Annotated in this window: 29 protein-coding genes; 5 read left to right on the plus strand and 24 right to left on the minus strand. The window is 60.8% G+C overall.

Annotation, left to right across the window (positions count from 1 at the left end):
• Nucleotides 1-55: 55 nt before the first annotated feature.
• From rpsO to DFR46_RS12680, 3 genes are read right to left on the minus strand one after another with little or no spacing between them, the layout of a single operon-like run.
• Complete coding sequence (gene rpsO, locus DFR46_RS12670) at nt 56-325, minus strand: 30S ribosomal protein S15 (RefSeq protein ID WP_116236765.1); 270 nt, start codon at nt 323-325, stop codon at nt 56-58.
• Between the two features lie 48 nt (nt 326-373).
• Nucleotides 374-1297, minus strand: a complete 924-nt coding sequence (gene truB, locus DFR46_RS12675; protein ID WP_116236766.1) for a tRNA pseudouridine(55) synthase TruB — start codon at nt 1295-1297, stop codon at nt 374-376.
• Nucleotides 1255-1839, minus strand: coding sequence for a GNAT family N-acetyltransferase (locus DFR46_RS12680; protein WP_116236767.1), 585 nt, complete (start codon nt 1837-1839; stop codon nt 1255-1257). The genes truB and DFR46_RS12680 overlap by 43 nt, the downstream gene beginning before the upstream one ends.
• 35 nt (nt 1840-1874) lie before the next feature.
• Here DFR46_RS12680 and DFR46_RS12685 point away from each other — a divergent pair, with 35 nt between their 5' ends.
• Nucleotides 1875-2297 carry a GNAT family N-acetyltransferase gene (locus tag DFR46_RS12685; protein WP_116236768.1) on the plus strand — a complete coding sequence of 141 codons (423 nt, stop codon included), beginning with the start codon at nt 1875-1877 and terminating at the stop codon, nt 2295-2297.
• Here DFR46_RS12685 and DFR46_RS12690 read toward each other — a convergent pair.
• From DFR46_RS12690 to rimP, 7 genes are all read right to left on the minus strand, one after another.
• Complete coding sequence (locus tag DFR46_RS12690) at nt 2294-2890, minus strand: thymidine kinase (protein ID WP_116236769.1); 597 nt, start codon at nt 2888-2890, stop codon at nt 2294-2296. The two genes, DFR46_RS12685 and DFR46_RS12690, sit on opposite strands and share 4 nt — an antisense overlap.
• A 38-nt stretch (nt 2891-2928) precedes the next feature.
• Nucleotides 2929-3438 (minus strand): DUF2239 family protein, encoded by a 510-nt coding sequence (locus DFR46_RS12695; RefSeq protein ID WP_116236770.1) that lies wholly within the window; start codon nt 3436-3438, stop codon nt 2929-2931.
• 76 nt (nt 3439-3514) lie between these two features.
• Nucleotides 3515-3898, minus strand: a complete 384-nt coding sequence (gene rbfA, locus DFR46_RS12700) for a 30S ribosome-binding factor RbfA (protein ID WP_116236771.1) — start codon at nt 3896-3898, stop codon at nt 3515-3517.
• Nucleotides 3899-4130: 232 nt separating this feature from the next.
• Nucleotides 4131-6668, minus strand: a complete 2538-nt coding sequence (infB, locus tag DFR46_RS12705) for a translation initiation factor IF-2 (protein WP_116236772.1) — start codon at nt 6666-6668, stop codon at nt 4131-4133.
• Nucleotides 6669-6682: 14 nt separating this feature from the next.
• The gene (locus tag DFR46_RS12710; RefSeq protein ID WP_116236773.1) at nt 6683-7408 is read right to left on the minus strand and encodes a DUF448 domain-containing protein; all 726 of its coding nucleotides are present in this window, start codon (nt 7406-7408) and stop codon (nt 6683-6685) included.
• A complete protein-coding gene (nusA, locus tag DFR46_RS12715; RefSeq protein ID WP_116236774.1) occupies nt 7395-9038 on the minus strand; it encodes a transcription termination factor NusA in 1644 nt (547 codons plus the stop codon). The genes DFR46_RS12710 and nusA overlap by 14 nt, the downstream gene beginning before the upstream one ends.
• Nucleotides 9039-9044: 6 nt before the next feature.
• A complete protein-coding gene (rimP, locus tag DFR46_RS12720; protein WP_116236775.1) occupies nt 9045-9572 on the minus strand; it encodes a ribosome maturation protein RimP in 528 nt (175 codons plus the stop codon).
• A 187-nt stretch (nt 9573-9759) separates the two neighbouring features.
• Here rimP and DFR46_RS12725 point away from each other — a divergent pair, with 187 nt between their 5' ends.
• Both DFR46_RS12725 and DFR46_RS14960 read left to right on the plus strand, forming a co-directional pair.
• The gene (locus DFR46_RS12725) at nt 9760-10902 is read left to right on the plus strand and encodes a PQQ-dependent sugar dehydrogenase (RefSeq protein WP_211306427.1); all 1143 of its coding nucleotides are present in this window, start codon (nt 9760-9762) and stop codon (nt 10900-10902) included.
• On the plus strand, nt 10902-11558 hold the full coding sequence (locus DFR46_RS14960; RefSeq protein WP_245953849.1) for a Rieske (2Fe-2S) protein: 657 nt from the start codon (nt 10902-10904) through the stop codon (nt 11556-11558). Before DFR46_RS12725 ends, DFR46_RS14960 begins: the two co-directional genes overlap by 1 nt.
• Nucleotides 11559-11560: 2 nt before the next feature.
• Here DFR46_RS14960 and DFR46_RS14965 read toward each other — a convergent pair whose 3' ends face one another.
• The 3 genes from DFR46_RS14965 to DFR46_RS12745 are packed head-to-tail and all read right to left on the minus strand — an operon-like array spanning nt 11561 to nt 14111.
• Complete coding sequence (locus DFR46_RS14965) at nt 11561-11923, minus strand: GFA family protein (RefSeq protein WP_116236777.1); 363 nt, start codon at nt 11921-11923, stop codon at nt 11561-11563.
• On the minus strand, nt 11920-12603 hold the full coding sequence (trmB, locus tag DFR46_RS12740) for a tRNA (guanosine(46)-N7)-methyltransferase TrmB (RefSeq protein WP_116236778.1): 684 nt from the start codon (nt 12601-12603) through the stop codon (nt 11920-11922). Before trmB ends, DFR46_RS14965 begins: the two co-directional genes overlap by 4 nt.
• Entirely contained in the window at nt 12603-14111 is a 1509-nt protein-coding gene (locus DFR46_RS12745) for an AMP-binding protein (RefSeq protein WP_116236779.1), read from the minus strand. The genes trmB and DFR46_RS12745 overlap by 1 nt, the downstream gene beginning before the upstream one ends.
• A 172-nt stretch (nt 14112-14283) precedes the next feature.
• Here DFR46_RS12745 and DFR46_RS12750 point away from each other — a divergent pair, with 172 nt between their 5' ends.
• Nucleotides 14284-14964: an endonuclease/exonuclease/phosphatase family protein gene (locus DFR46_RS12750; RefSeq protein ID WP_162843474.1), complete on the plus strand. Its 681-nt coding sequence runs from the start codon at nt 14284-14286 to the stop codon at nt 14962-14964.
• An 18-nt stretch (nt 14965-14982) separates the two neighbouring features.
• Here the strand turns inward: DFR46_RS12750 and metK are convergent, their stop codons facing one another.
• Both metK and lnt read right to left on the minus strand, forming a co-directional pair.
• Nucleotides 14983-16215 carry a methionine adenosyltransferase gene (gene metK / locus DFR46_RS12755; RefSeq protein WP_116236781.1) on the minus strand — a complete coding sequence of 411 codons (1233 nt, stop codon included), beginning with the start codon at nt 16213-16215 and terminating at the stop codon, nt 14983-14985.
• Nucleotides 16216-16297: 82 nt separating this feature from the next.
• Nucleotides 16298-17830 carry an apolipoprotein N-acyltransferase gene (lnt, locus tag DFR46_RS12760; RefSeq protein ID WP_116236782.1) on the minus strand — a complete coding sequence of 511 codons (1533 nt, stop codon included), beginning with the start codon at nt 17828-17830 and terminating at the stop codon, nt 16298-16300.
• 88 nt (nt 17831-17918) lie between these two features.
• Here lnt and DFR46_RS12765 point away from each other — a divergent pair, with 88 nt between their 5' ends.
• Nucleotides 17919-18344 (plus strand): VOC family protein, encoded by a 426-nt coding sequence (locus tag DFR46_RS12765; protein WP_116237346.1) that lies wholly within the window; start codon nt 17919-17921, stop codon nt 18342-18344.
• On the opposite strand, the gene DFR46_RS12770 is transcribed toward DFR46_RS12765, so the two are convergent.
• The 9 genes from DFR46_RS12770 to DFR46_RS12810 all read right to left on the minus strand — a co-directional run bounded on the left by DFR46_RS12770 (nt 18341) and on the right by DFR46_RS12810 (nt 25941).
• Complete coding sequence (locus DFR46_RS12770) at nt 18341-19708, minus strand: PQQ-dependent sugar dehydrogenase (protein WP_116236783.1); 1368 nt, start codon at nt 19706-19708, stop codon at nt 18341-18343. The two genes, DFR46_RS12765 and DFR46_RS12770, sit on opposite strands and share 4 nt — an antisense overlap.
• Nucleotides 19705-20616 (minus strand): hemolysin family protein, encoded by a 912-nt coding sequence (locus DFR46_RS12775; RefSeq protein WP_116236784.1) that lies wholly within the window; start codon nt 20614-20616, stop codon nt 19705-19707. The genes DFR46_RS12770 and DFR46_RS12775 overlap by 4 nt, the downstream gene beginning before the upstream one ends.
• A gap of 12 nt (nt 20617-20628) precedes the next feature.
• Nucleotides 20629-21153 carry an rRNA maturation RNase YbeY gene (gene ybeY / locus DFR46_RS12780; protein WP_116236785.1) on the minus strand — a complete coding sequence of 175 codons (525 nt, stop codon included), beginning with the start codon at nt 21151-21153 and terminating at the stop codon, nt 20629-20631.
• Nucleotides 21150-22142 (minus strand): PhoH family protein, encoded by a 993-nt coding sequence (locus DFR46_RS12785; RefSeq protein ID WP_116236786.1) that lies wholly within the window; start codon nt 22140-22142, stop codon nt 21150-21152. The genes ybeY and DFR46_RS12785 overlap by 4 nt, the downstream gene beginning before the upstream one ends.
• On the minus strand, nt 22142-23488 hold the full coding sequence (gene miaB, locus DFR46_RS12790) for a tRNA (N6-isopentenyl adenosine(37)-C2)-methylthiotransferase MiaB (protein WP_116236787.1): 1347 nt from the start codon (nt 23486-23488) through the stop codon (nt 22142-22144). The genes DFR46_RS12785 and miaB overlap by 1 nt, the downstream gene beginning before the upstream one ends.
• 8 nt (nt 23489-23496) lie before the next feature.
• Nucleotides 23497-24285 carry a lysophospholipid acyltransferase family protein gene (locus DFR46_RS12795; protein ID WP_245953850.1) on the minus strand — a complete coding sequence of 263 codons (789 nt, stop codon included), beginning with the start codon at nt 24283-24285 and terminating at the stop codon, nt 23497-23499.
• Nucleotides 24282-24860, minus strand: a complete 579-nt coding sequence (locus DFR46_RS12800) for a lysophospholipid acyltransferase family protein (protein ID WP_281270041.1) — start codon at nt 24858-24860, stop codon at nt 24282-24284. The genes DFR46_RS12795 and DFR46_RS12800 overlap by 4 nt, the downstream gene beginning before the upstream one ends.
• A 165-nt stretch (nt 24861-25025) precedes the next feature.
• Nucleotides 25026-25448 (minus strand): Fur family transcriptional regulator, encoded by a 423-nt coding sequence (locus DFR46_RS12805; RefSeq protein WP_116236789.1) that lies wholly within the window; start codon nt 25446-25448, stop codon nt 25026-25028.
• A 70-nt stretch (nt 25449-25518) separates the two neighbouring features.
• Nucleotides 25519-25941, minus strand: a complete 423-nt coding sequence (locus DFR46_RS12810) for a Ros/MucR family transcriptional regulator (RefSeq protein ID WP_116236790.1) — start codon at nt 25939-25941, stop codon at nt 25519-25521.
• Between the last annotated feature and the right edge of the window lie 48 nt (nt 25942-25989).

Here is a 25989-nt window from a genome sequence, read left to right on the forward strand (position 1 = left end):
AATTGCGTCCAGTCCAAATATGAAAACGGCCCCAACGATGAGGCCGTTTCCCAAATTATTTACGAAGGCCGAGCTTCTTGATGAGGTCCTGATACCGGGTCTCATCCACGTTGCGCAGATAGCTGAGCAAGTTGCGGCGTTTGTTGACCAGCATCAGCAGCCCACGGCGCGAATGATGGTCTTTATGGTGACCTTTGAAATGGTCGGTAAGGTTGGTGATCCGTTCGGTGAGGATCGCGACCTGTACTTCAGGGGAACCGGTGTCGCCCTCTTCACGGGCGTGGTCCTTGATGACTTCCTGCTTGCGTTCGGCAGTAATCGACATCGCATAATTCCTTTCAATTCATGTGTGGGGCCCCCTGAAAAGGACGCCTCACTGGAGGTTAAAACCCCGCACTACTTTCAGCTCCACCCCGTCGCATTCGACGAGAGCAACCGGAACAGACTGGTCGGTTGCAAGATAAAGCCCGGCAGTGGCGGAAACCCCGATCACCCGCTGCCCCATGCGGAGCTGCCTTGCCTGATCGGGAGCGACGGAAAGAGCCGGGATGTCGTCCAGCCCTGCCGCCAATGGCAAGAGTGCCTGTTCAAGGCAGCGGCTCTTAGCGAGTTCGTCCAGTTTGTCCAGCGAAATCGCGCCTTCCAGCGTGAAAGGTCCGGCCTTGATCCGTCTTAACATGGTGACATGACCCACCGTGTTCAACGCCCGGGCGATATCGCGGGCGAGCGAGCGGATATAGGTGCCCTTGGAAACATGGGCGGTAAGAGTGATTTCGGCGAGGCTTTCCGTGTTGGCGGCCGGGGTTGTTGTGAGTTTGTGAATCGTCACGCTGCGTAGCTTCATCTCCACATCTTCGCCAGCCCGGGCGCGGGCATAGGCCGGTTTTCCGTCGATCTTCAGTGCCGAATATTTGGGCGGGATTTGTTCGATCGAACCGATGAAGCGCGGCAGGACCGCTTCAACATCGGCCAGGGCAGGGCGACGATCCGAGCTTTCCGTTACCTCGCCTTCGCCGTCCAGCGTATCGGTCTCCGCGCCAAAACCGACCGTGAACTCGTAAATCTTGTCGCTGTCGAGCATCCGTCCGGCCAGCTTGGTCGCCTCGCCCAGTGCAATCGGCAGAACGCCGGTTGCCAGCGGGTCCAGCGTGCCGCCATGGCCGACCTTGGCCTTGGCATAGCCGCCTTCGCGCAGAGCGCGCTTGACGCGCGACACACAGGGTGTCGAGCCGATGTCGAAAGGTTTATCGAGGATCAGCCAGCCGTGGAGGGCGGGTTTTGCGTCCGGTTCGTCCATTCGTCCGCCAATAGACCGAAAATGGCGGTGTCGCGAACATATCCGGTCCATGTGATGCGGTTTTTTCTCAGCGTACCTTCATGGGAGACTCCCAGCTTGCGAACCGCCGTCATGGAGCGTGCGTTGCGTGTATCGATGCGAAACTCGATCCGGGCAAAGCCGCACACAATGGCGTGATCGATCATCAGCTGCTTCATCATGCTGTTGAAAGGCCCGCCGCGCACTTCTGGAGCGATATAGGTGCCGCCAATTTCGAGCACATGGTTGATCGGATCAGCATTGATATAGTTGGTCATGCCAACCACCCGCTCGCCATCGAGCACCGCATAATTGACCCAGTTCTTGGTCGCGTGGAAGCTTGCCATTGCGTCGAATGCCGTATCGAAATGTTCGCCCAGCATCGACATCGGGTAAATCTCCCAGATATCGGGGTCCTTGGCACAAGCGGCACGCAATCCTTCGCGATGTGCTTCGGTACGCAATTCGAGGCGCACATCGCCCTCGGCGAGTGGCTGGGCAAGCTTTTCCAATGGGTCGGTCATGGGCTAGCCTATAACCATAGCCAGGAGGCAAGATCATGGCCGAAATAGAGTATCATTCGATCACGGAGGAGAATGCGGCGCTTCTCGATACGATTGCGAAAGGGGTTTACGAGGCCCCGGTCCGAGAGGATTTTCTCGCCGCCTGTCTGGCCAATCCCCATCAGTTCCTTATCGTCGCGGTTGCCGATGGTGCGGTGGTCGGGAAGGCGCAGGCTTATATCTTCCATTTTCCCGAGAAGCCGGCCGAAACCTATATCGAGGAAATCGACGTCGCAAAGAAATGGCGGCGGCAGGGCGTTGCGACCGGGCTGATGGAGGCTGTTGGCGCGGAGGGGAAGAAACGCGGCATCGCCGAATATTGGCTGGTCACCGAGAAAGGCAATAAGGGCGCGCGGGCGCTGTACGAGCGCAAGGCGCACCGCCATGAGAAAAGCGTCTGGTACGAATTCTACTGTTAGGCCGTGCGGCGGTCCGGCTCCGCCATTTTCTCCATGAAATGCTTGCGGCACAGCGCGATATAGCGCTCGTTCCCGCCGATCTCGGTCTGCTCTCCGGCGCGCACCGCCCGGCCGCTTTCGTCGATCCGCAGGTTCATCGTCGCCTTTTTCCCGCACTCGCACACCGCCTTGAGCTCGACGAGCGAGTCGGCGAGCGCAAGCAGGTGCGCGCTGCCGGGAAAAAGTTCGGCCTGAAAATCGGTTCTCAGGCCATAGGCGAGGACGGGAATACCCAGTATGTCGCAGATTTTGGCGAGCGCGAACACCTGAGCGCGCTCCAGGAACTGCGCCTCGTCGACCAACACGCAATCGAGAGGCTCGGCCTTATGCGCAGCGGCGATGGCCGCGAACAGATCCGTATCGCGGTCGAATAGATGAGCGTCTGCGGCCAGGCCGATACGCGATGCGACCTTGCCCGCCTCGTATCGCCCGTCGATCTCCGCCGTCCACAGCATCGTGCGCATGCCGCGCTCGCGATAGTTGAAATCCGCCTGCAACAGCGTCGTCGATTTGCCCGCATTCATCGACGCATAGTAGAAATAGAGCTTGGCCATCGAACAGGCTTAGCGCCGAAGCCCTGTGGCTGCCAAACCTATTGCCCCCAGGCCAGCCCCTTTGCGTGATCGCGGACGGCGACCGGCCATTTCGCGGTGAGCGTGTCGAACCGTTCCCGGTCATCGTCGTAAAGCGCGCGGATCGCTTCCTCATAGTGCGGATAGTCGCCGGCCATCGCGCTCAGGAAATGATAGGCGGCATCGCGTTTCGCCCGGTCAGGCAGGCCTGCCTTGCGCGCATGCTCGACAAGTTTGCGCAAGGTCGCCGACGCCCCGCCGGGCTGCTTGGCCAGCCAGTCCCAGTGGCGCGGGAGCAGGGTGACTTCCTTTGAGGTAACGCCGAGTTTGGGGCGGCCGCGTTTCGGCGCGGCGGGCTCCTCCTCCAGCTCGCGCAGGTCAAAATCGATCTGCCGCCCGGTCTCGTCGTCGAACACCAATATGTCCGAAGCCCGCTCGACCTGCGGCATCTCGCGCAACGTCTCCACGATATGGTTGCGGGGGCCCGTCGCCAGCCAGCTGTCGGTCACGAATGCGGTATAGCTCGTCATGGTCTTCCTCCTGAACGGAGGGTTATTTATGCCCGGGTAAAATAAGAGTCAATATACCCGGATAAAATTATCCGGCTTATTCTTCGCCCAGATCCTGCGCCACTTTGGGATCGCGGAGCAGCGTGTCGATCTTGCCGCCTTCGTCGAAGCTCTCGTCGAGCAGGAATTTCAGCGCGGCGGCATATTTGGTGTTCACGCGTTTGGAGACTTCGCCGCGCAGATAGCGGACATTCTTTTTCAGCGCAGCCAGCACCTCATCCTCGTCGCCGCCGAGCAGTGGCTTCACAAAGACGGTGGCGTGTTTGAGATCGGGGGACATGCGCACTTCGGTCACGCTGATCATATGCGATGCCAGCACCTCGTCATGCACGTCGCCGCGAGCGAGGATTTCGGACAGGACATGGCGCACGCGTTCGCCGACGCGCAGCAGCCTGACAGATTGTGTTTCTTCGGTTTTCATTGCCAATATCGTTTCGGTGGTCTCGTCGCGACTTGATGATCAAGGCCGCGCCGAGACCGCCGATATCAGCGTTCGGGGCGACTTATTTCTTGGAGCCGCCCTTGTCGCCGCCTTTGTCGCCGCCTTTTCCTTTGTCGCCGCCCTTGTCGCCGCCTTTGCCTGGATCTTTCTTGTCGCCCATCTTCACTCTCCCTTTTGTTGGAGAGTGAAGCCTAGGCGGTTTTCATGACAGCTACAATGTGCGTTCGCGTTCCTCAATTTCGAAGACTTCGAGCGTGTCGCCAGCTTTCACATCGTTGGTGTTTTCCAGGACTACGCCGCATTCGAGACCCGAGCGAACTTCCTCGACATCGTCCTTGAAGCGCCGGAGCGATGCGATTGTCGTCGCACTGACGATGACATCGTCGCGCATGAGCCGCGTATGCAGCCCCTTGCGGATGAGGCCCTCGGTGACGAGCAGGCCGGCGGCCTTGTCTTTCTTGCCGGCCGGGAAAACTTCCTTGACCTCGGCCCGGCCAACGACATTCTCGATCCGCTCGGGGCCGAGTTCGCCTGCCATTTCGGCTCTGATCTCGTCGAGCAGGTTATAGATGATGTCGTAATAGCGCATTTCGACGCCATCGCGTTTCGCGATTTCGCGAGCCTTCGCGTTGCCGCGAACATTGAAGCCGATAATCGGCGCCTTGGATGCGGCCGCCAGCGTAACATCGCTTTCGGTGATCCCGCCAACGCCTGAATGCAGCACGCGGACCTTGATATCGTCGGTGGAGATTTCCTCCAGCGAGCTGATAATCGCCTCGACCGACCCCTGCACATCGCCCTTGATGACCAGTGGGAATTCGATCGCCTGCGCTTCGCCCATCGCCGAGAACATGTTCTCGACGCTGGTCGGCGTCTGCGTCGTGCGCGCGCGATCGATCACGCCCTGGCGATATTCGGCGACTTCGCGCGCCCGGGCTTCGTCCGGAACCACAGTCAAAGGATCGCCGGCACGCGGAACGCCCGACAGGCCCAGGACTTCGACCGGAACCGATGGCCCGGCTTCCTTGACCTGCTTGCCCTTGTCATCGACCATCGCGCGTACCTTGCCGCTTTCCGCGCCGACAACGAAGATGTCGCCGGTCCGCAGCGTACCGCGATTCACGAGGACGGTTGCAACAGGGCCGCGGCCCTTGTCGAGTTTGGCCTCAACCACCGTGGCTTCCGCCTGGCGGTCCGGATTGGCTTTCAGTTCGAGAAGCTCGGCCTGGAGCAGGATTTTCTCGGTCAGCTCTTCCAGTCCATCGCCCTTGAGCGCCGATACTTCGACATCCTGAACGTCGCCGGACATCGCCTCGACGATGATCTCGTGCTCGAGCAGCCGTTCACGCACTTTCTGCGGATTGGCGCCTTCGACATCCATCTTGTTGATGGCAACGATCATCGGAACGCCGGCTGCCTTGGTGTGATTGATGGCCTCAATCGTCTGCGGCATGATGCCGTCATCGGCCGCAACGACCAGAATGACGATGTCGGTAACGTTCGCGCCGCGTGCCCGCATCTGGCTGAAGGCCGCATGGCCCGGCGTGTCGAGGAAGGTGACCTTCTGACCGCTTTTGGTCTCGACCTGATAGGCACCGATATGCTGGGTGATGCCGCCGGCTTCTCCCGATACGACGGCGCTGCCGCGCAACGCGTCGAGCACGCTCGTCTTGCCATGGTCGACATGGCCCATGACCGTAACCACGGGTGGCCGCGGCTTCATGTCTTCGGGCTTGTCTTCATCGCCTTCCATGCCGAGTTCGACGTCCGACTCAGACACGCGCTGGATGTTGTGCCCGAATTCGGTGACGAGCAATTCGGCCGTATCCTGGTCAATCGTCTGGTTGACGGTGACTGGCATGCCCATTTTGAACAGAGATTTGACGAGATCCGCGCCCCGTTCCTCCATCCGCTTGGCGAGTTCGCTGACGGTGATGGCTTCCGGCACGACCACATCGCGGACGCGCTTGACCTGTGGGCCATCGTCCTGATGCGCGCGTTTTTCCTTGTCCTTTTCGCGGGCGCGCTTCAGCGCGGCGAGTGAGCGGGAGCGGGGGCTACCATCGCCGTCGCGCAGCGCGCGATTGACGGTCAGCTTTGAACGCTCCTTGCGCTTGTCGCTGGCGCGTTTCGGCTTGCCCTTGTCTTCTTTCTTCTTTTCCGGGCGCTTCGGCTTGGCCACCGGCGTGAAAGTACGCGGCGCAGGCTGGTTCGGATCGCGCTTCGGCCTGCCAACTTCCGGCTCGGCTGCCGCAGGTGCCGCTTCTTCGATCTCTACGGCCTCGGGGCTTTCCTCTTCCTGCACATCGGGGGCGGCTTCGGCCTCGCGATTGCTCTTGGCGCGTTTTGCTTCGTCCTGACTCGCCTCCTTTTTCGCCTGTTCTTCCCGGCGGCGCGCATCTTCGAGCTGTGCCAGCCGGGCCTCTTCGGCCTCGCGCAGCAGCTTTTCCTGCTTTTCCTTGCGAGTCAGCGTTTCGTCGGCCTCGCTTTTCTTCTTGGCAGCCGGAGGTGGCGGCGGAGGAGGAGGTGCGGCGGGCGCAGGAGCGGCGGGAGCGGGTGCTTCCTCGGCTACCTCAACGGGCGCAGGGGCGGGGGTCTCGCCCGGCTTGGTGAGCACGCGACGTTTCTTGCGCTCGACCACGACCGTGTTCTTGCGGCCATGGCTGAACTGCTGCTGCACTTTCCCCTCGACGGTGCGCTTTACGCCGAGTGTCCGGGTGCCAAGTGTCTTTTTACTATCGTCGCTCATTCTAAGCCTTTGTTCTACAACTTATTATCGTCCGATTCCAACGGGCTGTTCCCGCCGGGACCGGTCGTGCCATTCGATCCAGAAAATTCCATCCAGCGCGAGATTGCGCCTGATACACGTATTGCAGCCCGTTCGTCCACAATCGCGATATGGACAACATTTTCTCGCCCCAGCGCCTCGGCCAATATGGTGCGGTTGGCCGGAATAACCAACCCCCTCATATCACTACCTTCGGCGTCCATGCCGACGCGCCATGCCTGGTCCAGTTTCCGGCAGCCATCTTCCGCTGCATCGGCGGCATGGAGCAACAGATGCACCTTGCCCGCCCGCGCGGCATCGCGCAGCTTTTCCGAGCCGGTAATCAGCTTGCCGCCGCGAGCCTCAAGGCCCAGGCGGTCAAGCGCGTTGCGTTCCAGGGCATCGGCGATGCGCTGGCCAAGATCATCCGGAATGCGGAAATCGCCGGTCTTCAGAGCGCGGGCCAGGCCGCCCTTCAATTTGCCCTTTGCCAGTGACGCGGCAAAAGCCGCACCATCGGGAGAGATCCACGCCCCGCGACCGGGCGCCTTGGCTCGCACATCGGGAAGGATCTCTCCATCGGGCGACAGCGCCAGGCGGATCAACAATGCGCGTGCGCGGACTTCTCCCGAAAGGATGCATTTCCTTTCAGGTTCCTGCGCGCCATTCTTCTCCGGGCGCTTGTTCGGCTTCAGGCCGTCCGAGGACTCATTGCTCGCCATCCGCAGCTGCGTCCTCCCCGGATGCCTCTGCAGGTGCGGCCGCTTCGTTCTCGCCGTCTTCGTCTTCGAACCAGTGGGCGCGGGCGGCCATGATGATCTCGTTGCCCTGTTCTTCGGTGAAACCATACATGCCGAGTACGCCGCCTTTGGGCTGCGGACGGGCAGGTGCGGCCTGATCGCGGCGACGCGGTTCGGCGCGCTTCTTCTCGATCAGTTCGTCAGTGGCAAGATCGGCAAGATCGTCGAGCGTCTTGATTCCGGCCTCGCCGAGCGTGACCAGCATGGCTTCGGTCAGATAGGGCATATCGACCAGATCGTCTTCGACGCCCAGCTCCTTGCGACGATTGCGGGCGGCCTCCTCGCGTTTTTCGAGACCTTCGACTGCGCGCGCCTGCAACTCGGAGGCGATTTCCTCGTCGAGGCCTTCGATCGCGGCGATCTCGGCCGGATCGACATAGGCAACCTCTTCCAACTCGCTGAACCCTTCGGCCACAAGCAGCTGGGAGAGGGTTTCGTCGACATCGAGTTCGGCCTGGAACATGTCCGAGCGCTGCATGAACTCCGCCTGCCGCTTCTCGTTCGATTCATCCTCGGTCATGATGTCGATCGCCGAGCCGGTAAGCTGCGATGCGAGCCGGACATTCTGGCCGCGGCGGCCGATGGCGAGCGAAAGCTGGTCGTCCGGTACGACGACTTCGATCCGCTCTTCTTCCTCGTCGAGCACCACGCGGGCGACGGACGCCGGCTGGAGCGCGTTGACGACAAAGGTTGCCAGATCGTCGGACCAGGGAATGATGTCGATTTTCTCCCCATGCATTTCCTGAACGACGGCCTGGACGCGGCTGCCCTTCATGCCGACACAGGCGCCGACCGGGTCGATCGAGCCGTCATGGCTGATCACGCCGATCTTGGCGCGGCTTCCCGGATCGCGGGCTGCGGCCTTGATCTCGATGATGCCGTCATAAATTTCGGGAACTTCCTGGGCGAACAGCTTGCGCATGAAATCGGGATGCGCGCGCGACAGGAAGATTTGCGGTCCGCGATTTTCGCGCACTACCTTGAGGATCAGCGAGCGGATGCGATCGCCGACGCGTACGATTTCGCGCGGGATTTGTGCATCGCGGCGGATAACGCCTTCGGCGCGGCCCAGATCGACGACGACATGGCCGAACTCGACGCGCTTGACGACGCCGGTGATGATCTCGCCCGCACGGTCCTTGAATTCTTCATACTGGCGCTCGCGCTCTGCCTCGCGAACCTTCTGGAAGATCACCTGCTTGGAGGCCTGGGCGGCGATCCGGCCGAATTCGATCGGAGGGAGCGGATCGACGATGAAATCGCCGAGTTTCGCGTTCTTGTCGAGCTTCTGCGCGCCTTTGAGATCGACCTGTTTGAAATAATCCTCGACCTCTTCGACCACCTCGACGACGCGCCACAGGCGCAGATCGCCGGTTTCCGTGTCAATCTTGGCGCGGATATCGTTCTCGGCGCCGTAACGGGCACGGGCGGCGCGCTGGATCGCGTCCTCCATCGCCTCGATGACGATCGCCTTGTCGATGATCTTCTCGCGCGCCACGGCATCGGCAATGGCGAGCAATTCAGCTTTATTGGCGGAAATGGCAGAGGCCATGAGCGGTTATCCTTCTTCTTCCGTGATGGTGTCCGCGCCTTCCGAAGAAAGCGGGGCGGTTTCTGCAATGAGTTTATCGGTCAAGACCAGCTTGGCCGAATGAATATTCTTGAAATCGAAAACATGATCGTCCTTGCCGGCAACGGCGGCATGAATCGCTTCGCCTTCCCGGTCCGTAATCACGCCCTTGAACTGTTTCTTGCCGAGTACGGGTTCGATCAGGTTGAACCGTGCCTCATGCCCGGCCCAGTCGTCGAAATCGGTCAGGCGGGTCAGCGGGCGATCGATACCGGGCGAGGAGACTTCGAGCCGGTATGCGTCTTCGATCGGATCTTTTTCGTCGAGCATTTCGGAAAGAGCGCGCGAGATCGCGGCGCAATCCTCGATGACGAGCTGGCGCGTGTCTTCGCGCTCGGCCATCACCTGCAACACGGGGCCGTCTTCGCCGCTCATCATCTTGACGCGCACGAGTACAAAGCCGAGCTTTTCGACTTCGGGTTCGATCAACTGCGTCAATGCGGCAATATCCGCCATGCGGTCTCCGTCCAATAATATGTCTCAGCCCCGCCGGCCCGAACCTTCGGACCAGCCTCTGCAACGTTACCGATGTAGAGATAGGCAGGGGCTATATAGGCAGGGCTTTGATATCCGGCAAGAGAAACCATAAAGAAGATCGAAGCAAAATATCTGAATGCCAATCTGGTTCCCCGGGAGAATTGCCATGCGAATTTTACTGTCCAGCCTATCCGCTCTAGCGCTCGTTTCCTGCAGCGCGCCGCAGGATGTGTCCGCGCAGACCGGCGAGCCGGTTATCGCGGCGGCGACCGAAACATTCTCGGTCGAAGAAGTCGCGACCTTCAACGAGCCCTGGGCGATGACCTTCCTGCCGGATGGCCGGGCGCTCATCACAGAACAGGGCGGGACGATGCACCTGTGGAGCCCGGACCAGCCGCCTGTCGAGGTCCGCGGCATTCCGGAGGTCGATTATGGCGGGCAGGGCGGCCTTGGCGATGTCGTCGTCCACCCCGATTTCGCCGAGAACGGCCTCGTCTATTTCAGCTATGCCGAAGCCGGTGACGGCGATACGCGCGGTGCAGTCGTGGCGCGCGGCGCATTGGTCGTCGCGGGCGATGACAGCGCCAGTCTCAACGATGTCGAAATCATCTGGCGGCAGGCGCCGAAAGTGGAGGGGCGCGGCCATTACAGCCACCGCATCGCATTCTCCCCCGACGGATATCTCTACATCAGTTCCGGCGACCGGCAGGCCATGGCGCCGGCCCAGGATCTTTCCAACACGCTCGGTACCATCGTACGGCTCAATGACGATGGCAGTGTGCCGGACGACAATCCGATGGATGGCGAAGCCAGCCCCGAAACCGCACAAATCTGGTCCTATGGCCACCGCAACGTTCTGGGCCTCGCTTTCGCCCCGGACGGGCAGCTCTGGGATATGGAACATGGTCCGGCGGGCGGCGATGAGCTGAACCGGGTTGAGGCGGGCGCCAATTATGGCTGGCCGCTGGTTTCCAATGGCGAGCATTATGACGGGACGGACATTCCCGATCACGATACGGATGCCAGCTTTCGGGCTCCGGCGATCTGGTGGACGCCGGTCATCGCACCGGGCGGTATGATTTTCTACACAGGCGACATGTTTCCCGAGCTGACGGGCGATGTCCTCATCGCCGGGCTTTCCAGCAACGCCATCGTCCATGTCGAGATTGACGGCGATACCGCGCGAGAGGCGGGCCGCTTCACCTTCGACAATCGCATTCGCGAGATCGAGCAGGGGCCGGACGGAACGATCTGGGTGCTTGAAGATGACGAAGATGGCCGGTTGATTCGGTTAACCGCAGGCGGGTGATGCCTGCATTCACACAGGTTGCCGAATATCGTCGCGATCTCGGCGCGAGCCTGGAGCGGATGTTCGAAAATGCGCTGGACTGGGAGCATCTGCCCCATGTCCATGCGCGGACGTTCGATAGCATCTCAATCGTCGAGGAACGGGCCAGCGGCTGGCGCGCCGCTGTTGGGATGGCAGGCGGCGGCGAACTGCTGATTGATCTGGAGCTTGAGCGCGACATTGGCCGCTGGACGACCGACAGTTTTGCCGGCGAAACGCTGATCGGCCGGATCGTGACCGACGCAACGGCGACCGAGCCGGATGGCTGCCGTGTAGATATCTCCTTTCAGCTACCCGAAGCCGATCCGGCGCAGCGCGAAGGGTTCGCGGCCTATTATCCCGCGCTCTACGCCATGCTCTACGATGAAGACGAAGCAATGATGATTGCTCGCGAAGATGCCGTCCAACGCGGCCTTGCGGCCTTGGGAGAGCGGCGCACCGTCGCGCTGGCAGATGGCGGCGAAGCGCGCGTGCCGCTTTATTGCCCTCATCTTGGCCTGCCGCTCGATGCGGAGCCGGACGGCGATGGCACCATCACCTGCCCCTGGCATGGCTATCGCTTCGATATTGCTAGCGGGAAATGCATCAGCGGAGCGGCTTGCGGCTGGGCCGTTTAGCGCTACCAGCTTTTCCCATCGGGGTACCGGATTTCCACCCCGTCCATCTCTTCGTTCGCAAACAAGCGCGTGTTGACGCCCATCCGCGGATCGGGGCCGCCTTTCAGCGGAACCCAATGGGTTGTGGTCCCGCATGTCGGGCAATGGTGTACGGCAAGCTCCGCCACGGGCAGATCGCCCCGGACATAACCCGTCGTATCGCCGCTAATCTCCACTGCGCTCGACGCGAAATAGCACCATGAAGCACCAAGGCTGTGGCACAGGCTGCAATTGCATTCGTTGATATAAGCCGGCGCGCGGGCGACCGTAATGCAGACACTGCCGCAATGGCATTGGCCGGAGAGAGGGCCGATTGCGCTGCTCATGTTTTCAGATACCGGAAATACCAGACTTCATGGCCTTTGCGCCGGGCCTTTTTCTCATAGCGTGTTTCCGGCCAGTCGTCTGGGCGATTAAGGAAATCGGCAGGGGTTTTGGCCTGCCATGCAAAATCGGTGCGTTGCCGCATGATCATCATCGCCCATCGGCAATAGACGGGATGATCGGTCCCCAGCCGGAATTCACCGCCCGGTTTCAGCTTGGCCGCGATCATGTCGAGCGGCCCGTGATTGACCATCCGCCGTTTGGCGTGGCGCGCTTTGCGCCATGGGTCGGGGTGGAGCAGATATAATCGCTCTAGTGAACCGTCGGGCAGGCGCTCCAGCGCGTCCAGCGCGTCGCCCATATGGATGCGGATATTGGAGAGCTCCCGATCGCGGATATGGCCGAGCGCGCCGACCACGCCGTTCACGAAATGCTCGCAGCCGATAAATCCGGTTTCGGGTCGGGCTTCCGCCTGTGCGGCGAGGTGCTCGCCCGATCCGAAACCGATTTCGAACTCGAGCGGTCGTGTATCGCCGAACAGGGTTTGCGCGTCGAGTGGGCCTTCTTCCGACACGGCAATATCGGGCAGCATCGCTTCGAGCATTTCCTGCTGGCCCGTGCGCAGCTTGTGCCCTTTGGAGCGGCCATAGAGACGGCGCATGGTGGCGGGATCCACGGACATCAGCTTGCAAACAATCCGCTATGCTGATCGCGCAGTTTGGCCTTTTGCACCTTGCCCATTGCGTTGCGGGGAAGGGCTTCGGCGAAGAGGATGTGCCTCGGCTGTTTGAATCTGGCGAGCTGGTCTGAAATTGCCGATAGAATGGCGGCCTTTTCCAGCGTCTCGTCTTCGCGCACCACCACGGCGACAACAGCCTCTCCAAGATCGGGATGGGAGATGCCGACTACAGCGCTTTCGATCACTCCCGATACGGCATCCAGGGCGAGTTCGATTTCCTTGGGATAGATGTTGAGCCCGCCAGCAATAATCAGGTCTTTCGCCCGGCCGACGATGGCTACCCGGCCTTCCGCATCCATTGTCGCGATGTCGCCGGTTATGAAATAGCCGTCGGGGCGCATCTCCTCGGCCGTCTTGTCCGGCTTTTTCCAATAGCCCCGGAAAAGGTTCGGGCCTTTCATCTCGAGAATGCCGGGCGTGTCGCGCTCGACCTCTGCGCCGCTATCGTCGGCGATACGCGCCGATACGCCGGGCAGGGCAAAGCCTACGGTGCCGGGGATGCGTTCCCCATCATAGGGGTTTGAGGTGATCATGCCTGCTTCGGTCATGCCATAGCGTTCGAGGATGCGGTGCCCGGTTTTCGTTTCGAATGCGGCAAATGTGCTTTCGAGGAGGGGGGCCGAGCCGCTGATGAACAGGCGCATGGTGGACGATGCCCCACGCGTAAGGCCGGCGTGATCGGCAAGACGGACATAAAAGGTGGGAACGCCCATCAATACTGTCGCGCCGGCCATGTCGGCCAGTATTGCGTCAGCGTCGAACGCGCGGTGAAAGCGGATCGTCGAACCGCCAAGCAATGCGAGATGCAGCGCCACGAACAGCCCGTGGACGTGATAGATTGGGAGGGCGTGGATCAGCACGTCATTGCCCCGCCAGCGCCAATAGTCTTGCAGCACGAGCGCGTTGGAGGCGAGATTGTCATGGCTCAGCATAGCGCCCTTGGAGAGGCCCGTTGTGCCGGACGTATACAGGATGGCGGCGAGATCGTCGGGCTGGCGAACGACCGTTTCGAAAGATTCCGCCGCATGCGACGTGGCATGGTCGGCTAGGCTGCCCCGGCCATTGGCGCCGAGCGTGAGGAGGGTTGCCGCCCCGGCCAGCGGGCCGATCGCCGCGGCATTTGCTGGATCGCAGACGATGATTGCCGGTTCCGCATCGCCGACAAAATATTCAAGCTCGGTGGGCGTATAGGCGGTGTTGAGCGGAACATAGACGAGACCGGCGCGCAAGCTCGCCAGGTAAAGCAGAATATTCTCGACCGATTTCTCAACCTGCACGACGATCCGGTCGCCGGGTTGCGCGCCGGTTGCCGACAATGTTGCCGCCCAGCGCGCGGTTACAGCATCGAGTTCGTCAAAGCGCAGCCCTGTTTCGCCGCGCTCGACAATCAGGGGTTTGCTGCCTGCCCGGTTCGCGGTTTCGGCGAACATGGAGTAGAGATTGGCGTTCATCCGGCGGGCTCTACACGCTCGATTCCGTTGCGTCGACATGGCGCGAAGTCATCCGGTGCACTCCTGCAATGTTCGGGTTCAAACCGTTCCGGACGCAGTTGCCGGCCAATTCGGGCTGCCTGCGCGTATCATGATCTCGGGGCGGTATAACCACCCGGGAAAGGGCTTCGATATGACGCGATTGATCACCTGGAACATGGAAGGCGGAACGCACGACCAGAAGAGTAAATGGCATAACGGGATACAGCCGCTGCTTACTCAGGCCAAGGCCGATATTCTGTGCCTGCAGGAGGCCGGGCCGCTTCCCCCGATCGCCGCTCCTTATGCGCCGCCACCGCCACAGCCCGGATGGCTGGCCGCGCCGCCGGCCGGGCTGGTCTGGAGTTTCAATACATGGACGCCGGGCAAGACCACCTATTACATCTTGTGGGCGCAAACCGGGGGCGGTGGAAACCGGGTCAATATCGCGGTGTTGACGACGGTGCTTCCCGCCGGCTTCTGGTACGCCGCGCCCGGCGCTGCCAATGGCCGCCCGGCTATCGGCGTCCGGATGGCCGGGCAGGATATGTTCTCATTGCACGCGAAGAGTGGGGGAGGGGCGGATGCCCCGGGCCTTGTCACCAATATCCAGGCTGCAGTCGGCGGCGGCAACGCCTTCGTCGCAGCCGGTGACTATAATCGCGAGCCGCCCTGGGCACCGCCGTTCGGCAATCTCTGCCCGCCGGACAAGCCGACGCGCTGGAAATCGAAAAAGAAGCTGGATTATATGGTCAGAACCGCGGCCGCCTTCACCGGGACGGTGGTCGACAGCCTTGTGCTCAGCGACCACTATCCGGTGATATTCGATATCTGAGGGTAGAGGGCGGCTTCCTTAGACTGCCGCCTTCAGTGCATCGACCAGATCGGTTTTCTCCCAAGGGAAGCTGTCACCCTCGACCTTGCGGCCGAAATGGCCATAGGCTGCGGATTTCTTGTAGATCGGCTTGTTGAGACCCAGATGCTCGCGAATGCCACGCGGGGTTAGTCCACGCAGGGTCTCTATGCTCATTATGGCCTTTTCGATGGCGGCATCGTCGACGGTGCCTGTGCCATGCGTGTCGACATAGAGGGAGAGCGGCTCGGAAACGCCGATCGCATAGGCAAGCTGGATCGTGCAGCGCTTGGCAAGGCCGGCTGCGACGATGTTCTTCGCCAGATAGCGGGTGATATAGGCGGCAGAGCGATCGACTTTCGTCGGATCCTTGCCGCTGAATGCACCGCCGCCATGCGGTGCTGCGCCGCCATAGGTGTCGACGATGATCTTGCGGCCGGTAAGCCCCGCATCGCCGTCCGGGCCGCCGATTTCGAACGCGCCGGTCGGGTTGATATGATAAACGGTCTGATCGGACAGAAGTTCGGCCGGGATAACCTTTGCAACGGCGTCTTTGACATAGGCCTTGAGCTCTGCCTCCTTCTCGCCTGTATGATAGCCCTTGGCATGCTGGGTCGAGACGACGATCGCCGTGCAGGCGACCGGCTTGCCATTCTCGAACCGCAGCGTCACCTGGCTCTTGCTGTCGGGCTCGAGGAACGGCGCGGCGCCGCTTTTGCGGTCGGCGGCCATGCGCTCGAGGATCTTGTGGGAATAGTCCAGCGTCGCCGGCATCAGGTCCGGCGTTTCATCGCAGGCAAAACCAAACATGATGCCCTGGTCGCCCGCGCCTTCGTCCTTGTTGCTGCCCTCTTCGCCGGCATCGACGCCCTGCGCGATTTCCGTCGACTGGCCGTGGAGATGGTTCTCGAACTCCAGGGTTTCCCAGTGGAAGCCGTCCTGCTCATAACCGATTTCGCGGATCGTATGGCGCACCGCCTGCTCGATCTCGTCGCGTGCGCCGGGCGCCCAGCCACCATTTTCAGGCCATGACTGCTGGTCGTACATCGGCTTGCAGCGGATTTCCCCGGCCAGAACGACGCGCTGGGTCGTCGTCATCGTCTCGCAGGCGATTCGCGCCTCGGGATCTTTGGCAAGCATCAGATCGACAATCGCGTCGGACACCTGGTCCGAAACCTTGTCCGGATGGCCTTCGGAAACGCTTTCGGACGTGAAGAGATATGTGCTGCGCATGCTTTTCCTCGATCAAATAGAGAAGGACCGGCGAAGCCTATTCGGCACGTCCGGTCCACATATAAAGAATTCTTTATGTCTCTTAGCGGGCCCGGCGCATGAGTGCAAATGCCAATCCGGCCAACAGCAGCGCGAAAAAGAGCGGGATGCTGTTTCCGTATCGGGCAAAAAGGGTCGGCGGCTGGGCCCGGGGCAGCCGGGCATCAATCGTTCCCGCCTCGCGATAGGGAATATGCTCGGTCACCTGCCCGCTGGTGTCGATCACCGCCGAAATGCCGGTCGGTGTTGAGCGAATCACCGGCAGCCCCTCTTCGATCGCCCGCAGCCTCGCCTGGGCGAGATGCTGGGGCGGGCCCCATGTGCCGAACCAGGCATCGTTGGAGGGATTGAAAATGAAGTCGGGCCGATTGGTGCGGTCCACGACTTGCCCGGAAAAGTTGATTTCATAGCAAATCTGTCCGCCGACCGAGCCAAAGCCGGGCAGGGCGATCGTCCGTGGCCCCGGCCCCGGCCAGAAATCGAGATCCCCAGGCGCCAGGCGCGACATGCCCAAAGCTTCGAAAAAGCCCCGCAGCGGCAAATATTCGCCGAAATGCACGAGATTCGCCTTGTCATAGCGCCCGACCATCTCGCCTTGCGCATTCATCGCATAGAGGCTGTTGCGGGCGCCCACGACGCGGCGATTGCCGATCGGATCGGTCTCGATGATCAATTTGGTCGCGCCGAGTAGCAGGATGTCGTCGGGGCCGAGCAGTTCCGCTATGCGGAACCGCGCCAGGGGTTCGTCTTCGATAAAGTCCGGAACAGCGGCTTCAGGCCAGAAGATCATGAGCGGCGCGGAGCCGGTTTCGCCCGTGGTTTCCACCAGCCGCTGAAAATTACGGGCGGCGAATTCCGCCTCCCATTTTTCCGACTGGTCGATATTGGGCTGGATGACCCGGATCAGGGGGCGATCATCTTCGCTGTCACCGGAAGGCGAAGCAGCAGGGGAGAAAGGCCATGCGCCGGCCAGGCTGACAGCCAGCGGAATGGAAACGAGCATGGCGAGCGCCGGCCACCGGCGTTCGCGAACGATAAGGAATATCGCGCCAGACAACAAAACCAGCAGGCCGGAAAGCCCGTAGGATCCGACGATCCGGCTGCTCGGCGCGAGCAGGCCATCGCTGCCCATCGCGCCGACGGTAATCGCCGCAAGCGGGTTCCAGGCGAAGCTGAACAATATTGTGGCACGCAGATATTCGGTGACGATCCAGGCGGCCGCGAACAGCAGGACGAAGGTTACAGGCATGCCCTTGCCAACCCGCCATGCCGACGCCGTTGCCAGGGCGGGAAACAGCGACAGATAGAGCGCCGCGATCGCCACTGCGATCCAGCCGAGCCAGGGCGGCATGGCCGCCTGATAGGTGAAGGATGTCGCGATCCAGTTCAGCCCGATACCGAAATGACCAAAGCCGAAGGCATATCCGATGGCGAAGGCTCCCCGCATCCGCGCGACATTCAGTGTCAGCGCCATCAGCACGGCCAGGGCGGCCAGGGTCAGCGGCCAGAGGCCGAGCGGCGCAAAGCCTGTGGCCGAGACCGCACCGGCGGCAAAAGCAAGGAGCATGGCGCGCATGGCATCGCTATCGCGCGGGCGGGCGATGATTTCAATTGCTATCGAAAAGGGCGTTCCAGCCGGGGCCGCCTTGCCCTATGATCCGCCTATGGGCGAACTTCCTCCGTTTCATCTGGCCTTTGCGGTTCACGATCTCGCCGCGGCCCGCAAATTTTACGGCGAGATTCTCGGCTGCGCGGAGGGGCGGTCATCGGATCGCTGGATCGATTTCGATTTTTTCGGGCATCAGATCGTCACGCATCTCGATGAGCAAGGCGGGCGTACGCGGAGCAGCAATCCGGTGGACGGGCATGATGTGCCGGTGCCGCATTTCGGCGCAGTGCTGGACTGGGATAGTTTTGCGGCACTGCGCGTACGGCTGGAGGAGGCGGAAATTCCCTGGGTAATCCCGCCCTATATTCGCTTTGAGGGCCTACCCGGAGAACAGGCAACCATGTTCATTCTCGATCCCAGCAACAATGCACTGGAATTCAAGGCCTTTCGCAATCGCGATCAGCTTTTCGCCAAAGATTAGCCTTCGTCGTCGCTCGTTTGCAGACGCGCTGCCGGATTGCTGACCCGCCAGATCCGGTTTCCAACATCGTCAGCCACCAGAAGCGCGCCTGTCGCATCGGTCATCACACCCACAGGCCGCCCGCGCGCTTCGCCATCCTCGCTGAGAAAGCCGGTCAGCACATCGACCATATCGCCTTCGGGGCGCCCATTTACAAAGGGTACGAACACGACTTTGTAACCGGAACGCGGCCTGCGGTTCCATGATCCATGCTGGCCGATAAAGGCACCATTGCTGAACTGTTCGCCCAGCCTCGCGCGATCCGCAAACTCCAGTCCGAGCGATGCGGTATGTGGCCCGAGCGCATAATCGGGAACCCGCGCATATTCGAGCATGCGCGGTGTCATTGGCACCACTCGTTCATCCAGATAGCGGCCCCAGTAAACGCCGGGCCAGCCGAAATGGGCACCGAATACGACCTCGGTCAGATAGTCGGGTACCAGATCGCCGCCAAGCATGTCGCGCTCGTTGACCACGGTGAACAGGCGGTTGCGCGTTGGCTCCCAGTCCAGCCCGACCGGGTTGCGCAGGCCGGCGGCGAAAATCCGGAACGCCCGGTCCTCGACATTCACTTCGAGGACAGCTGCGCGATTTTCTTCGGCCGCCATGCCATTCTCGCCGATATTGCTGGTCGATCCGACGGCGACATAAAGCAGGTTGGGATTGTCGGGATGAGCCACGACATTCTTCGTCCAATGGCTGTTGGGCGCATTGGCGGGCAGTTCGACAATCACTTCGCCTTCGCCGTCGATCTCCGTCTGGCCGGGTTCGAACGCAAAACGCACCAGCGCGTCGGTGTTCGCGACATAGAGATAGCCTTCAGTAACCGTCATTCCGAACGGCGAATTCAGGCCGTTATCAGCATCCAGCAGGGCGGACCGTTGATCGGCTGTCCCGTCTCCGTCCACATCGCGCAGCAAAGTGATACGATTGGCCGAGGGGCCAAGCGCCCCGGCGCGGGTCATCAACCGGCGTTCGAGCCAGCCGGTTATCCCGCGATATTCCCGGGGCGGCTGCCGCGTTTCGGCAACCAGAACATCGCCATTTTCGAGGGTCAGCATCCAGCGGGGGTGATCGAGATTGTCGGCAAACAGATTGACGGCAAGTTCTTCGGCGGGGGTCGGCATTTCTCCCTCTTCCCAGCCAACCGCTTCGGCGACATTGATCGTCGGCAGCGTCTCTTCGCGCGGTGTGGTGATCTGCGGCGTGGTCCCGCTCACGGCTTCTACGCTGAGGCGGGCCTCATGGGGACGGATCATAAGCCAGACAACGATGCCGAGCACGACAAGGGCGAACAGAATTATGATCAGTCTTCTGCGGGTCATTTCTGCTCTCTTCCTCGTTCATCATCGTCGCTGGGCGGATGCAATTTCAGGCGGGTAACGCGTTTGCTGTCACCCTCGGTCACCTCAAGCTGCCAACCGCTTGGATGGTCAAGCATATCACCCTGGGCGGGCACCCGGCCAGCAAGCACGAAGGCCAGCCCGCCCAGCGTGTCCACATCTTCCTCGATCTCGCCCAGACGCTCGTCGACAATTTCCGCGACATCGTCCAGCTCGGCCCGGGCTTCCGCATCCCAGTGTCCCTGCGGCATCTCGACCAGCAATTCGCTTGCTTCCTGATCATGCTCGTCCTCGATCTCGCCGACGATTTCCTCGACAATATCCTCGATGGTGACGATGCCTTCGGTGCCGGAATACTCGTCCAGCACGATTGCCATATGGGTGCGGGTGAGCTGCATCTCCGCCAGCAGGTCGAGCACGCCCATGGATTCAGGGACATAACGCGGTTCGCGAATGAAGCTTTCGATCGTTTCCGGGCGCGGCTGATCGGATGCCAGAACGGCAAAAATGTCGCGGATATGGATCATGCCGATCACTTCATCGAGCGTTTCGCGATAGACGGGCAGGCGGCTGTGGCCGGCTTCCGAGAAGACTTTCACAACCGCGTCGAAGCTCTCTTTTTCTTCGATTGCGATAATATCGGCCCTCGGGACGCAGACATCGTCGGCCGTCGTCTCGCCGAAATGCAGTAGCCGTTTGAGCATCTGGCGCTCGACGGCGGAAAGATCGCCATTGTCGAGCGGTTCGGCATCATGATCGTCAATGGCCGCTTCCAGCTCATCCCGCAGGGTCGGCTCGCCATTTTCTCCGAAGATAAGGCTGCGAAGGCCTTTCCATATGCGTCCACCGCTTGGTTCGGTGGACGCGGTGCTACGCGAGTCGTCTGACATAAAGTTTAATTGCTATACCTCGTTCGTCGTCACAGCGGGTTGATATGGATCTGCGATGCCCAGCGCCGCGAGCGCCGATCGCTCCATGGCTTCCATCGCATCGGCTTCGGCTTCACCTGTCTCATGGTCATAGCCTAGCAAATGCAGCATGCCATGGACAATAAGATGCGTCGCATGATCTTCGACCGATATCCGCTTCTCTTCCGCTTCGGCCTGGCAGACGCCGAGCGCGAGCACGATATCGCCGAGCAGCACTTCCCCGTCATCGCTATTCGCGAGCGCGCCAAGCATGTCCGGCTGGACCATGGGGAAGGAGAGAACGTTGGTTGGCTTGTCCTTGTCGCGATAGGCCGCGTTCAGGCCCTGGACCTCGTCATTGTCGGTCAGCTTGACCGAGATTTCGAGCGTCACGGCCTCTTTCGCCAAATCCCCGTGTGGTGTCTGGCGGATTGCCTGGGTGACCGCCTTTAGCGCCAGAAGGTCCCAATCCACCGTACCCGGCCATTGGCCTTCGTGCTGAATGGCCACGGCAATCATCCGGAGCCCTCATAGGCTTCGACGATCCGCCCCACGACCGGATGACGGACAACATCGCCGACGCCGAACCGTATCGTCGCGATACCCTCTACGCCTTCGAGCCGCGAAACCGCATCGGCAAGGCCGGAAACGCCCTCGCCGGGCAGGTCGACCTGTTTCGGGTCTCCGCACACGACCATCCGGCTATTTTCGCCGAAACGCGTCAGGAACATTTTCATTTGAGCGGGCGTCGTGTTTTGCGCTTCGTCCAATATCACAAAAGCATCGGCAAGCGTGCGTCCGCGCATGAAGGCGATCGGCGCGATTTCGATTTCGCCGCTGGCGATGCGCCGTTCGACCTGGTCGCTGGGCAGCATGTCGTAGAGCGCATCATATAGCGGTCGCAGATAGGGATCGACCTTCTCGCGCATATCGCCGGGCAGGAAGCCGAGCCGTTCGCCGGCCTCCACGGCGGGGCGAGAGAGGATCAGCCGGTCGACGGAGCCGGTGATCAGTTGGTGCACGGCCTGGGCGACAGCGAGATAGGTTTTTCCGGTCCCCGCGGGGCCGAGGGAGAAGATCACATCTTCGCGCGCCAGGGCTTCCATGTAGCGGGTCTGGGCGAGCGAACGCGGAACGATGGTTTTCTTGCGCGTCCGGATCATCACCTTGGGCGGTTCTGAGACGTCCTTGCGCACGACGTCCTCGAGCGTGGGCTCGGCGGACATGGCGATGACAGCCTCAACGGCGCCGGCGTCGATTTCCTGCCCCTCGGCGAGGCGGTTGTAGAGACCGGTGAGCACTTCGCGGGCGCGTTCGGCATTGGCCTCTTCGCCCTCGATCGTCAGCCGGTTGCCGCGCGCGGCGATATAGACGCCAAGTCGGTTCTCGATAGCAACGAGATTCTGGTCATATTCCCCGAACAACCCGCCCAGTAGATCCTGTTTCTCGAATTCGAGATCGAGCCGGGTGCGATCTTCGCGTGGCTTTTGCGCAGCTTTTTTCGGCATCAGGCGGCTTCCTCGGCTGGCATCGCTCCGCCCAGGCTTCTCGGCCCGGCGGAGAGGATGTCGACATCAATCATCGTGCCGATCGGTTCGTCGGTATCCAGATGGACCGATTGCAGCCAGGGCGATTTGCCGATCCGCTGGCCGGTTTTGCGGCCCTCGCGTTCGAGAAGGACACGAGTGCGCTTGCCGATCGCCTGCTGGTTGAAGGCCATCTGCTGTTCGTTCAGCAGCGCCTGCAGGCGCTGGAGGCGCTCGTCGGCCAGTTCCGGCGCGATGAAGCAGTCGGTCATTTCCGCCGCCGGCGTGCCGGGCCGCGCGCTATATTTGAACGAGAAGGCCTGTGCATAGTTGGTCGCGCGCACGATATCGAGCGTTGCTTCGAAATCTTCGTCGCTCTCGCCGGGGAAGCCGACAATGAAATCGCCCGAGATCGCGATATCCGGCCGCGCTTCGCGGACCCGCTCGATAATCGCGAGATAGCTGGCCGCGCTATGGCTGCGGTTCATGGCTTTCAGAATAGGATCGCTGCCGGACTGCACGGGCAGATGGAGATAGGGCATCAGCGCGTCGACTTCGCCATGCGCCCGGATCAGCCCTTCAGTCATGTCATTGGGATGGCTGGTGGTGTACCGGATGCGCTCAAGGCCCGCTATCCGGTCGAGTGCGCGGATGAGGCCATCCAGCCCCTGACGGTTGCCCGTTTCATCGTCCGTTTCCCAGGCATTTACATTCTGACCGAGCAGCGTGATTTCTTTCGCGCCGGCATCGACCAGCGCCCTGGCTTCGTCGATCACAGCCTTCCATGGACGCGATACTTCCGCGCCGCGGGTATAGGGCACCACGCAATAGGTGCAGAATTTGTCGCATCCTTCCTGAACGGTGAGGAAGGCGCTGGGTGCCTGTTTCGCACGTTTCGGCAAGGCGCCGAATTTGGATGCTACCGGCATGTCCGTGTCGAGCGCATCTTCACCGCGTGCGGCCTTGGCGACCAGGGTCGGCAAATTGTGATAAGCCTGCGGCCCGACAACGATATCGACTTCGCGGGCGCGGCGCGGGATCTCGGCACCCTCGGCCTGCGCAACGCAGCCGGCAATGGCAATCATCGGCGTTGAGCCATCGTCCCGGCGCAAACGACCGATATCGGAATAGACCTTCTCGGCGGCTTTTTCGCGGATATGGCAGGTGTTGAGCACGACGAGATCGGCTGCATCCGCATCATCCACGGGCGCAAGACCTTCGGCATCCAGAAGCTCGGCCATGCGCTCGCCATCATAGACGTTCATCTGGCAGCCAAAGCTTTTGACGAAATAGCTTTTCGGATCGGTCCGACGGTTCGTTCGACTCATGGCCGCGCCTATAGGACAGGCTTGCCGCCAAGAGAAGCGGAGAGCGCCTGCCGAATCTGTTCGCGGGCCGTTGCCGCAATCTCCTTGCGATCGTTGCACTGCATCGGATCGAAGGGTTTGAGAAACACGAGGCGCACGGGAATCACATCTCGTCGGCACATAATTCGCCATGCATTGTGCGGAGCGCTTTCGTCGCCAACCCACGCCGTTTCCGGCCCAAGGCCATAAAAATCGAGAAATAGCGGCTGGATGCGAATACCGCGGGGAGGCGGTGACAAAACGGCGAAGAGCGGCGGCTTGAAGGGAAGCAGGTTCGTTCCATCGGTCGTCGTGCCTTCGGGAAATATCGTGACCGGCTGATGATCGTGGAGTGCCTCGCGAAGGGTCTCGACCTGACCTGCGACGCTGAGCTTGTTTGTCCGGGACACGAAAACCGTGTTGTTGATGCTCGCCAGCCAGCCGATGACTGGCCATTTTGCGATGCCGTCCTGTGCGACAAAGGCCGCACGCGTAACACCCCCAACTATCGGAATGTCCAGCCAGCTCAGATGGTTGGAAACATAGAATACGTCTTCTTTCAGGCGCACGCCTTCGATTGCGATGCGGACGTTGCAGATCCATGCGATCCCGAAGAGGAAGCGGGATGGCCAATGGGACACATAACCGAACAACTTGGTGAGATAGTGCGGAGGAAGGCAGAGCAGCAGAAGGCCCAGCATGGCCAGAAAGCGGAAGAGAAACCGGAGGGGGCCGAAAAAGCCGATTGGCGGATAGCTTTCCGGCGCGTTCGTGCTCACGCCAGTTCGCGGTCGATCTTTTGTCCGAGCGCGTCGGCGATCGCGGATTGGCATTGTTCGGCCACATCTTTGCGGTGAGAATTTTCGTCGATTTCTATGGGGTCGAGCAGGTGAATTGTGACATTTTCAACCCCGCGCCGCGCGAAAACCTGACGCGCATTGGTTGCCGCGTGCGTCCCGCTTGGCCAGATCAGGTCCTCGCTATGCTCGCCATAGTCCAGAGCGACGGGCTGCACAGCAATGTGGTCGACGGGCGGGATGACCGCGCCGAAAAGGGCCGGGCGAAACGGCTGCAAAGTTCCGTTATCGAGCTTGCCTTCCGGGAAGAAGGCGACCGATGTGCTTGCGGTCAGTGCCTGGCGGATACGTTCAGCCTGCGCTCCCGCCGCCCGGCGATCGCTGTTGGCGATGTAAATTGTCCCAACCATAGTCGCGAGCCAGCCTGCGATCGGCCAATTGCGGACAGTTTCCTTGGAAACAAAGGAGGCGCCGGTCGCGCCACCGATGAGCAGAATATCCATCCAGCTCTGATGGTTGGAAGCGAAGAGAATCGTGCCTTTGGCCCGCTTTCCCACGATGGTGGCGCGCAGGCCGCAGGCGCGTCCGCACCATCCAAGAAAGCGCTGTGGCCACGGGGATTCCAGCCGGAAAAGACGCCATAGCAGGTGAAGCGGGACGCAGAGCAGGATTAATCCGACCAGCCATGTCAGGCGAAACAGAAAGCGTGGCAACGGCCTGGCCTAGCTACCGCGCTCGCGGGATACGCCATATAGCTCCATGCGATGATCGACGAGCCTATAGCCGAGTTTCTCTGCAATACGCCGCTGTAATTCTTCCAGTTCTTCGTCAACAAATTCGATAACTTTACCGGATTCAACGTCTATCAGATGGTCATGATGATCATCTGCCGCTGCCTCGTAGCGCGACCGGCCGTCGCCGAAATCATGCCTTTCGAGAATTCCGGCTTCTTCGAACAGGCGGACTGTTCTGTATACGGTCGCAATCGAAATCCCGTTGTCGACAGCAGAGGCGCGCTCATGAAGCGCTTCGACATCGGGATGATCGTCTGCTTCCGACAGCACCCGCGCAATCACACGGCGCTGTTCGGTGATACGCAGGCCTTTTTCCGCACATAGCGCTTCAATATCGATTTTTCGGTTCATGGCGAAGGTCTAGAGAATAACCGCGCGGCTGAAAAGAGAGAGGCGACGGATTGTCTCCGCCGCCACCCGATTATTTCGCCTTGTTGCGGGAGCCGCGCTTGCGACCGAGGCCGATTTTCTTCGCCAGCTTGCGGCGCTGCTCGGCGTAATTGGGTGAAACCATCGGATAATCGGCAGCAAGGCCCCATTTCTGGCGATACTCGTCGGGTGTCATTCCATAATGCGTCATCAGGTGGCGCTTGAGCATCTTCAATTTCTTCCCGTCCTCCAGGCAGACGATATAGTCGGGCTTGATGGATGAGCGGATTGAAACGGCTGGTTCCGGTTTTTCTTCCGGTGCATTTGCATCGTCCAGAGCTTCAAGTGCCCCGTGAACACTCTGAATAAGCAACGGCAGATCAGATACGGCGACGCTGTTGTTACTTACATGGGCGGAAACAATGTCGGCCGTTAGAGTTATCAATGTTTCGGTCATGTCGACTGTATCTGTCATGCGGTGCGATCCCATTTTTTGGTTTTGGTCGGTTTTCTATGAAAACTC

Source organism: Parasphingopyxis lamellibrachiae (assembly GCF_003385775.1).
In the GTDB taxonomy this organism is placed as follows: Bacteria; Pseudomonadota; Alphaproteobacteria; order Sphingomonadales; family Sphingomonadaceae; genus Parasphingopyxis; species Parasphingopyxis lamellibrachiae.

Excerpts from the sequence above, each read along its gene's own strand:
- rpsO (WP_116236765.1), bottom strand. The coding sequence starts at position 325 with ATGTCGATTACTGCCGAACGCAAGCAGGAAGTCATCAAGGACCACGCC.
- truB (WP_116236766.1), bottom strand. The coding sequence starts at position 1,297 with ATGGACGAACCGGACGCAAAACCCGCCCTCCACGGCTGGCTGATCCTC.
- DFR46_RS12680 (WP_116236767.1), bottom strand. The coding sequence starts at position 1,839 with ATGACCGACCCATTGGAAAAGCTTGCCCAGCCACTCGCCGAGGGCGAT.
- DFR46_RS12685 (WP_116236768.1), top strand. The coding sequence starts at position 1,875 with ATGGCCGAAATAGAGTATCATTCGATCACGGAGGAGAATGCGGCGCTT.
- DFR46_RS12690 (WP_116236769.1), bottom strand. The coding sequence starts at position 2,890 with ATGGCCAAGCTCTATTTCTACTATGCGTCGATGAATGCGGGCAAATCG.
- DFR46_RS12695 (WP_116236770.1), bottom strand. The coding sequence starts at position 3,438 with ATGACGAGCTATACCGCATTCGTGACCGACAGCTGGCTGGCGACGGGC.
- rbfA (WP_116236771.1), bottom strand. The coding sequence starts at position 3,898 with ATGAAAACCGAAGAAACACAATCTGTCAGGCTGCTGCGCGTCGGCGAA.
- infB (WP_116236772.1), bottom strand. The coding sequence starts at position 6,668 with ATGAGCGACGATAGTAAAAAGACACTTGGCACCCGGACACTCGGCGTA.
- DFR46_RS12710 (WP_116236773.1), bottom strand. The coding sequence starts at position 7,408 with ATGGCGAGCAATGAGTCCTCGGACGGCCTGAAGCCGAACAAGCGCCCG.
- nusA (WP_116236774.1), bottom strand. The coding sequence starts at position 9,038 with ATGGCCTCTGCCATTTCCGCCAATAAAGCTGAATTGCTCGCCATTGCC.
- rimP (WP_116236775.1), bottom strand. The coding sequence starts at position 9,572 with ATGGCGGATATTGCCGCATTGACGCAGTTGATCGAACCCGAAGTCGAA.
- DFR46_RS12725 (WP_211306427.1), top strand. The coding sequence starts at position 9,760 with ATGCGAATTTTACTGTCCAGCCTATCCGCTCTAGCGCTCGTTTCCTGC.
- DFR46_RS14960 (WP_245953849.1), top strand. The coding sequence starts at position 10,902 with ATGCCTGCATTCACACAGGTTGCCGAATATCGTCGCGATCTCGGCGCG.
- DFR46_RS14965 (WP_116236777.1), bottom strand. The coding sequence starts at position 11,923 with ATGAGCAGCGCAATCGGCCCTCTCTCCGGCCAATGCCATTGCGGCAGT.
- trmB (WP_116236778.1), bottom strand. The coding sequence starts at position 12,603 with ATGTCCGTGGATCCCGCCACCATGCGCCGTCTCTATGGCCGCTCCAAA.
- DFR46_RS12745 (WP_116236779.1), bottom strand. The coding sequence starts at position 14,111 with ATGAACGCCAATCTCTACTCCATGTTCGCCGAAACCGCGAACCGGGCA.
- DFR46_RS12750 (WP_162843474.1), top strand. The coding sequence starts at position 14,284 with ATGACGCGATTGATCACCTGGAACATGGAAGGCGGAACGCACGACCAG.
- metK (WP_116236781.1), bottom strand. The coding sequence starts at position 16,215 with ATGCGCAGCACATATCTCTTCACGTCCGAAAGCGTTTCCGAAGGCCAT.
- lnt (WP_116236782.1), bottom strand. The coding sequence starts at position 17,830 with ATGCGCGCCATGCTCCTTGCTTTTGCCGCCGGTGCGGTCTCGGCCACA.
- DFR46_RS12765 (WP_116237346.1), top strand. The coding sequence starts at position 17,919 with ATGGGCGAACTTCCTCCGTTTCATCTGGCCTTTGCGGTTCACGATCTC.
- DFR46_RS12770 (WP_116236783.1), bottom strand. The coding sequence starts at position 19,708 with ATGACCCGCAGAAGACTGATCATAATTCTGTTCGCCCTTGTCGTGCTC.
- DFR46_RS12775 (WP_116236784.1), bottom strand. The coding sequence starts at position 20,616 with ATGTCAGACGACTCGCGTAGCACCGCGTCCACCGAACCAAGCGGTGGA.
- ybeY (WP_116236785.1), bottom strand. The coding sequence starts at position 21,153 with ATGATTGCCGTGGCCATTCAGCACGAAGGCCAATGGCCGGGTACGGTG.
- DFR46_RS12785 (WP_116236786.1), bottom strand. The coding sequence starts at position 22,142 with ATGCCGAAAAAAGCTGCGCAAAAGCCACGCGAAGATCGCACCCGGCTC.
- miaB (WP_116236787.1), bottom strand. The coding sequence starts at position 23,488 with ATGAGTCGAACGAACCGTCGGACCGATCCGAAAAGCTATTTCGTCAAA.
- DFR46_RS12805 (WP_116236789.1), bottom strand. The coding sequence starts at position 25,448 with ATGAACCGAAAAATCGATATTGAAGCGCTATGTGCGGAAAAAGGCCTG.
- DFR46_RS12810 (WP_116236790.1), bottom strand. The coding sequence starts at position 25,941 with ATGACAGATACAGTCGACATGACCGAAACATTGATAACTCTAACGGCC.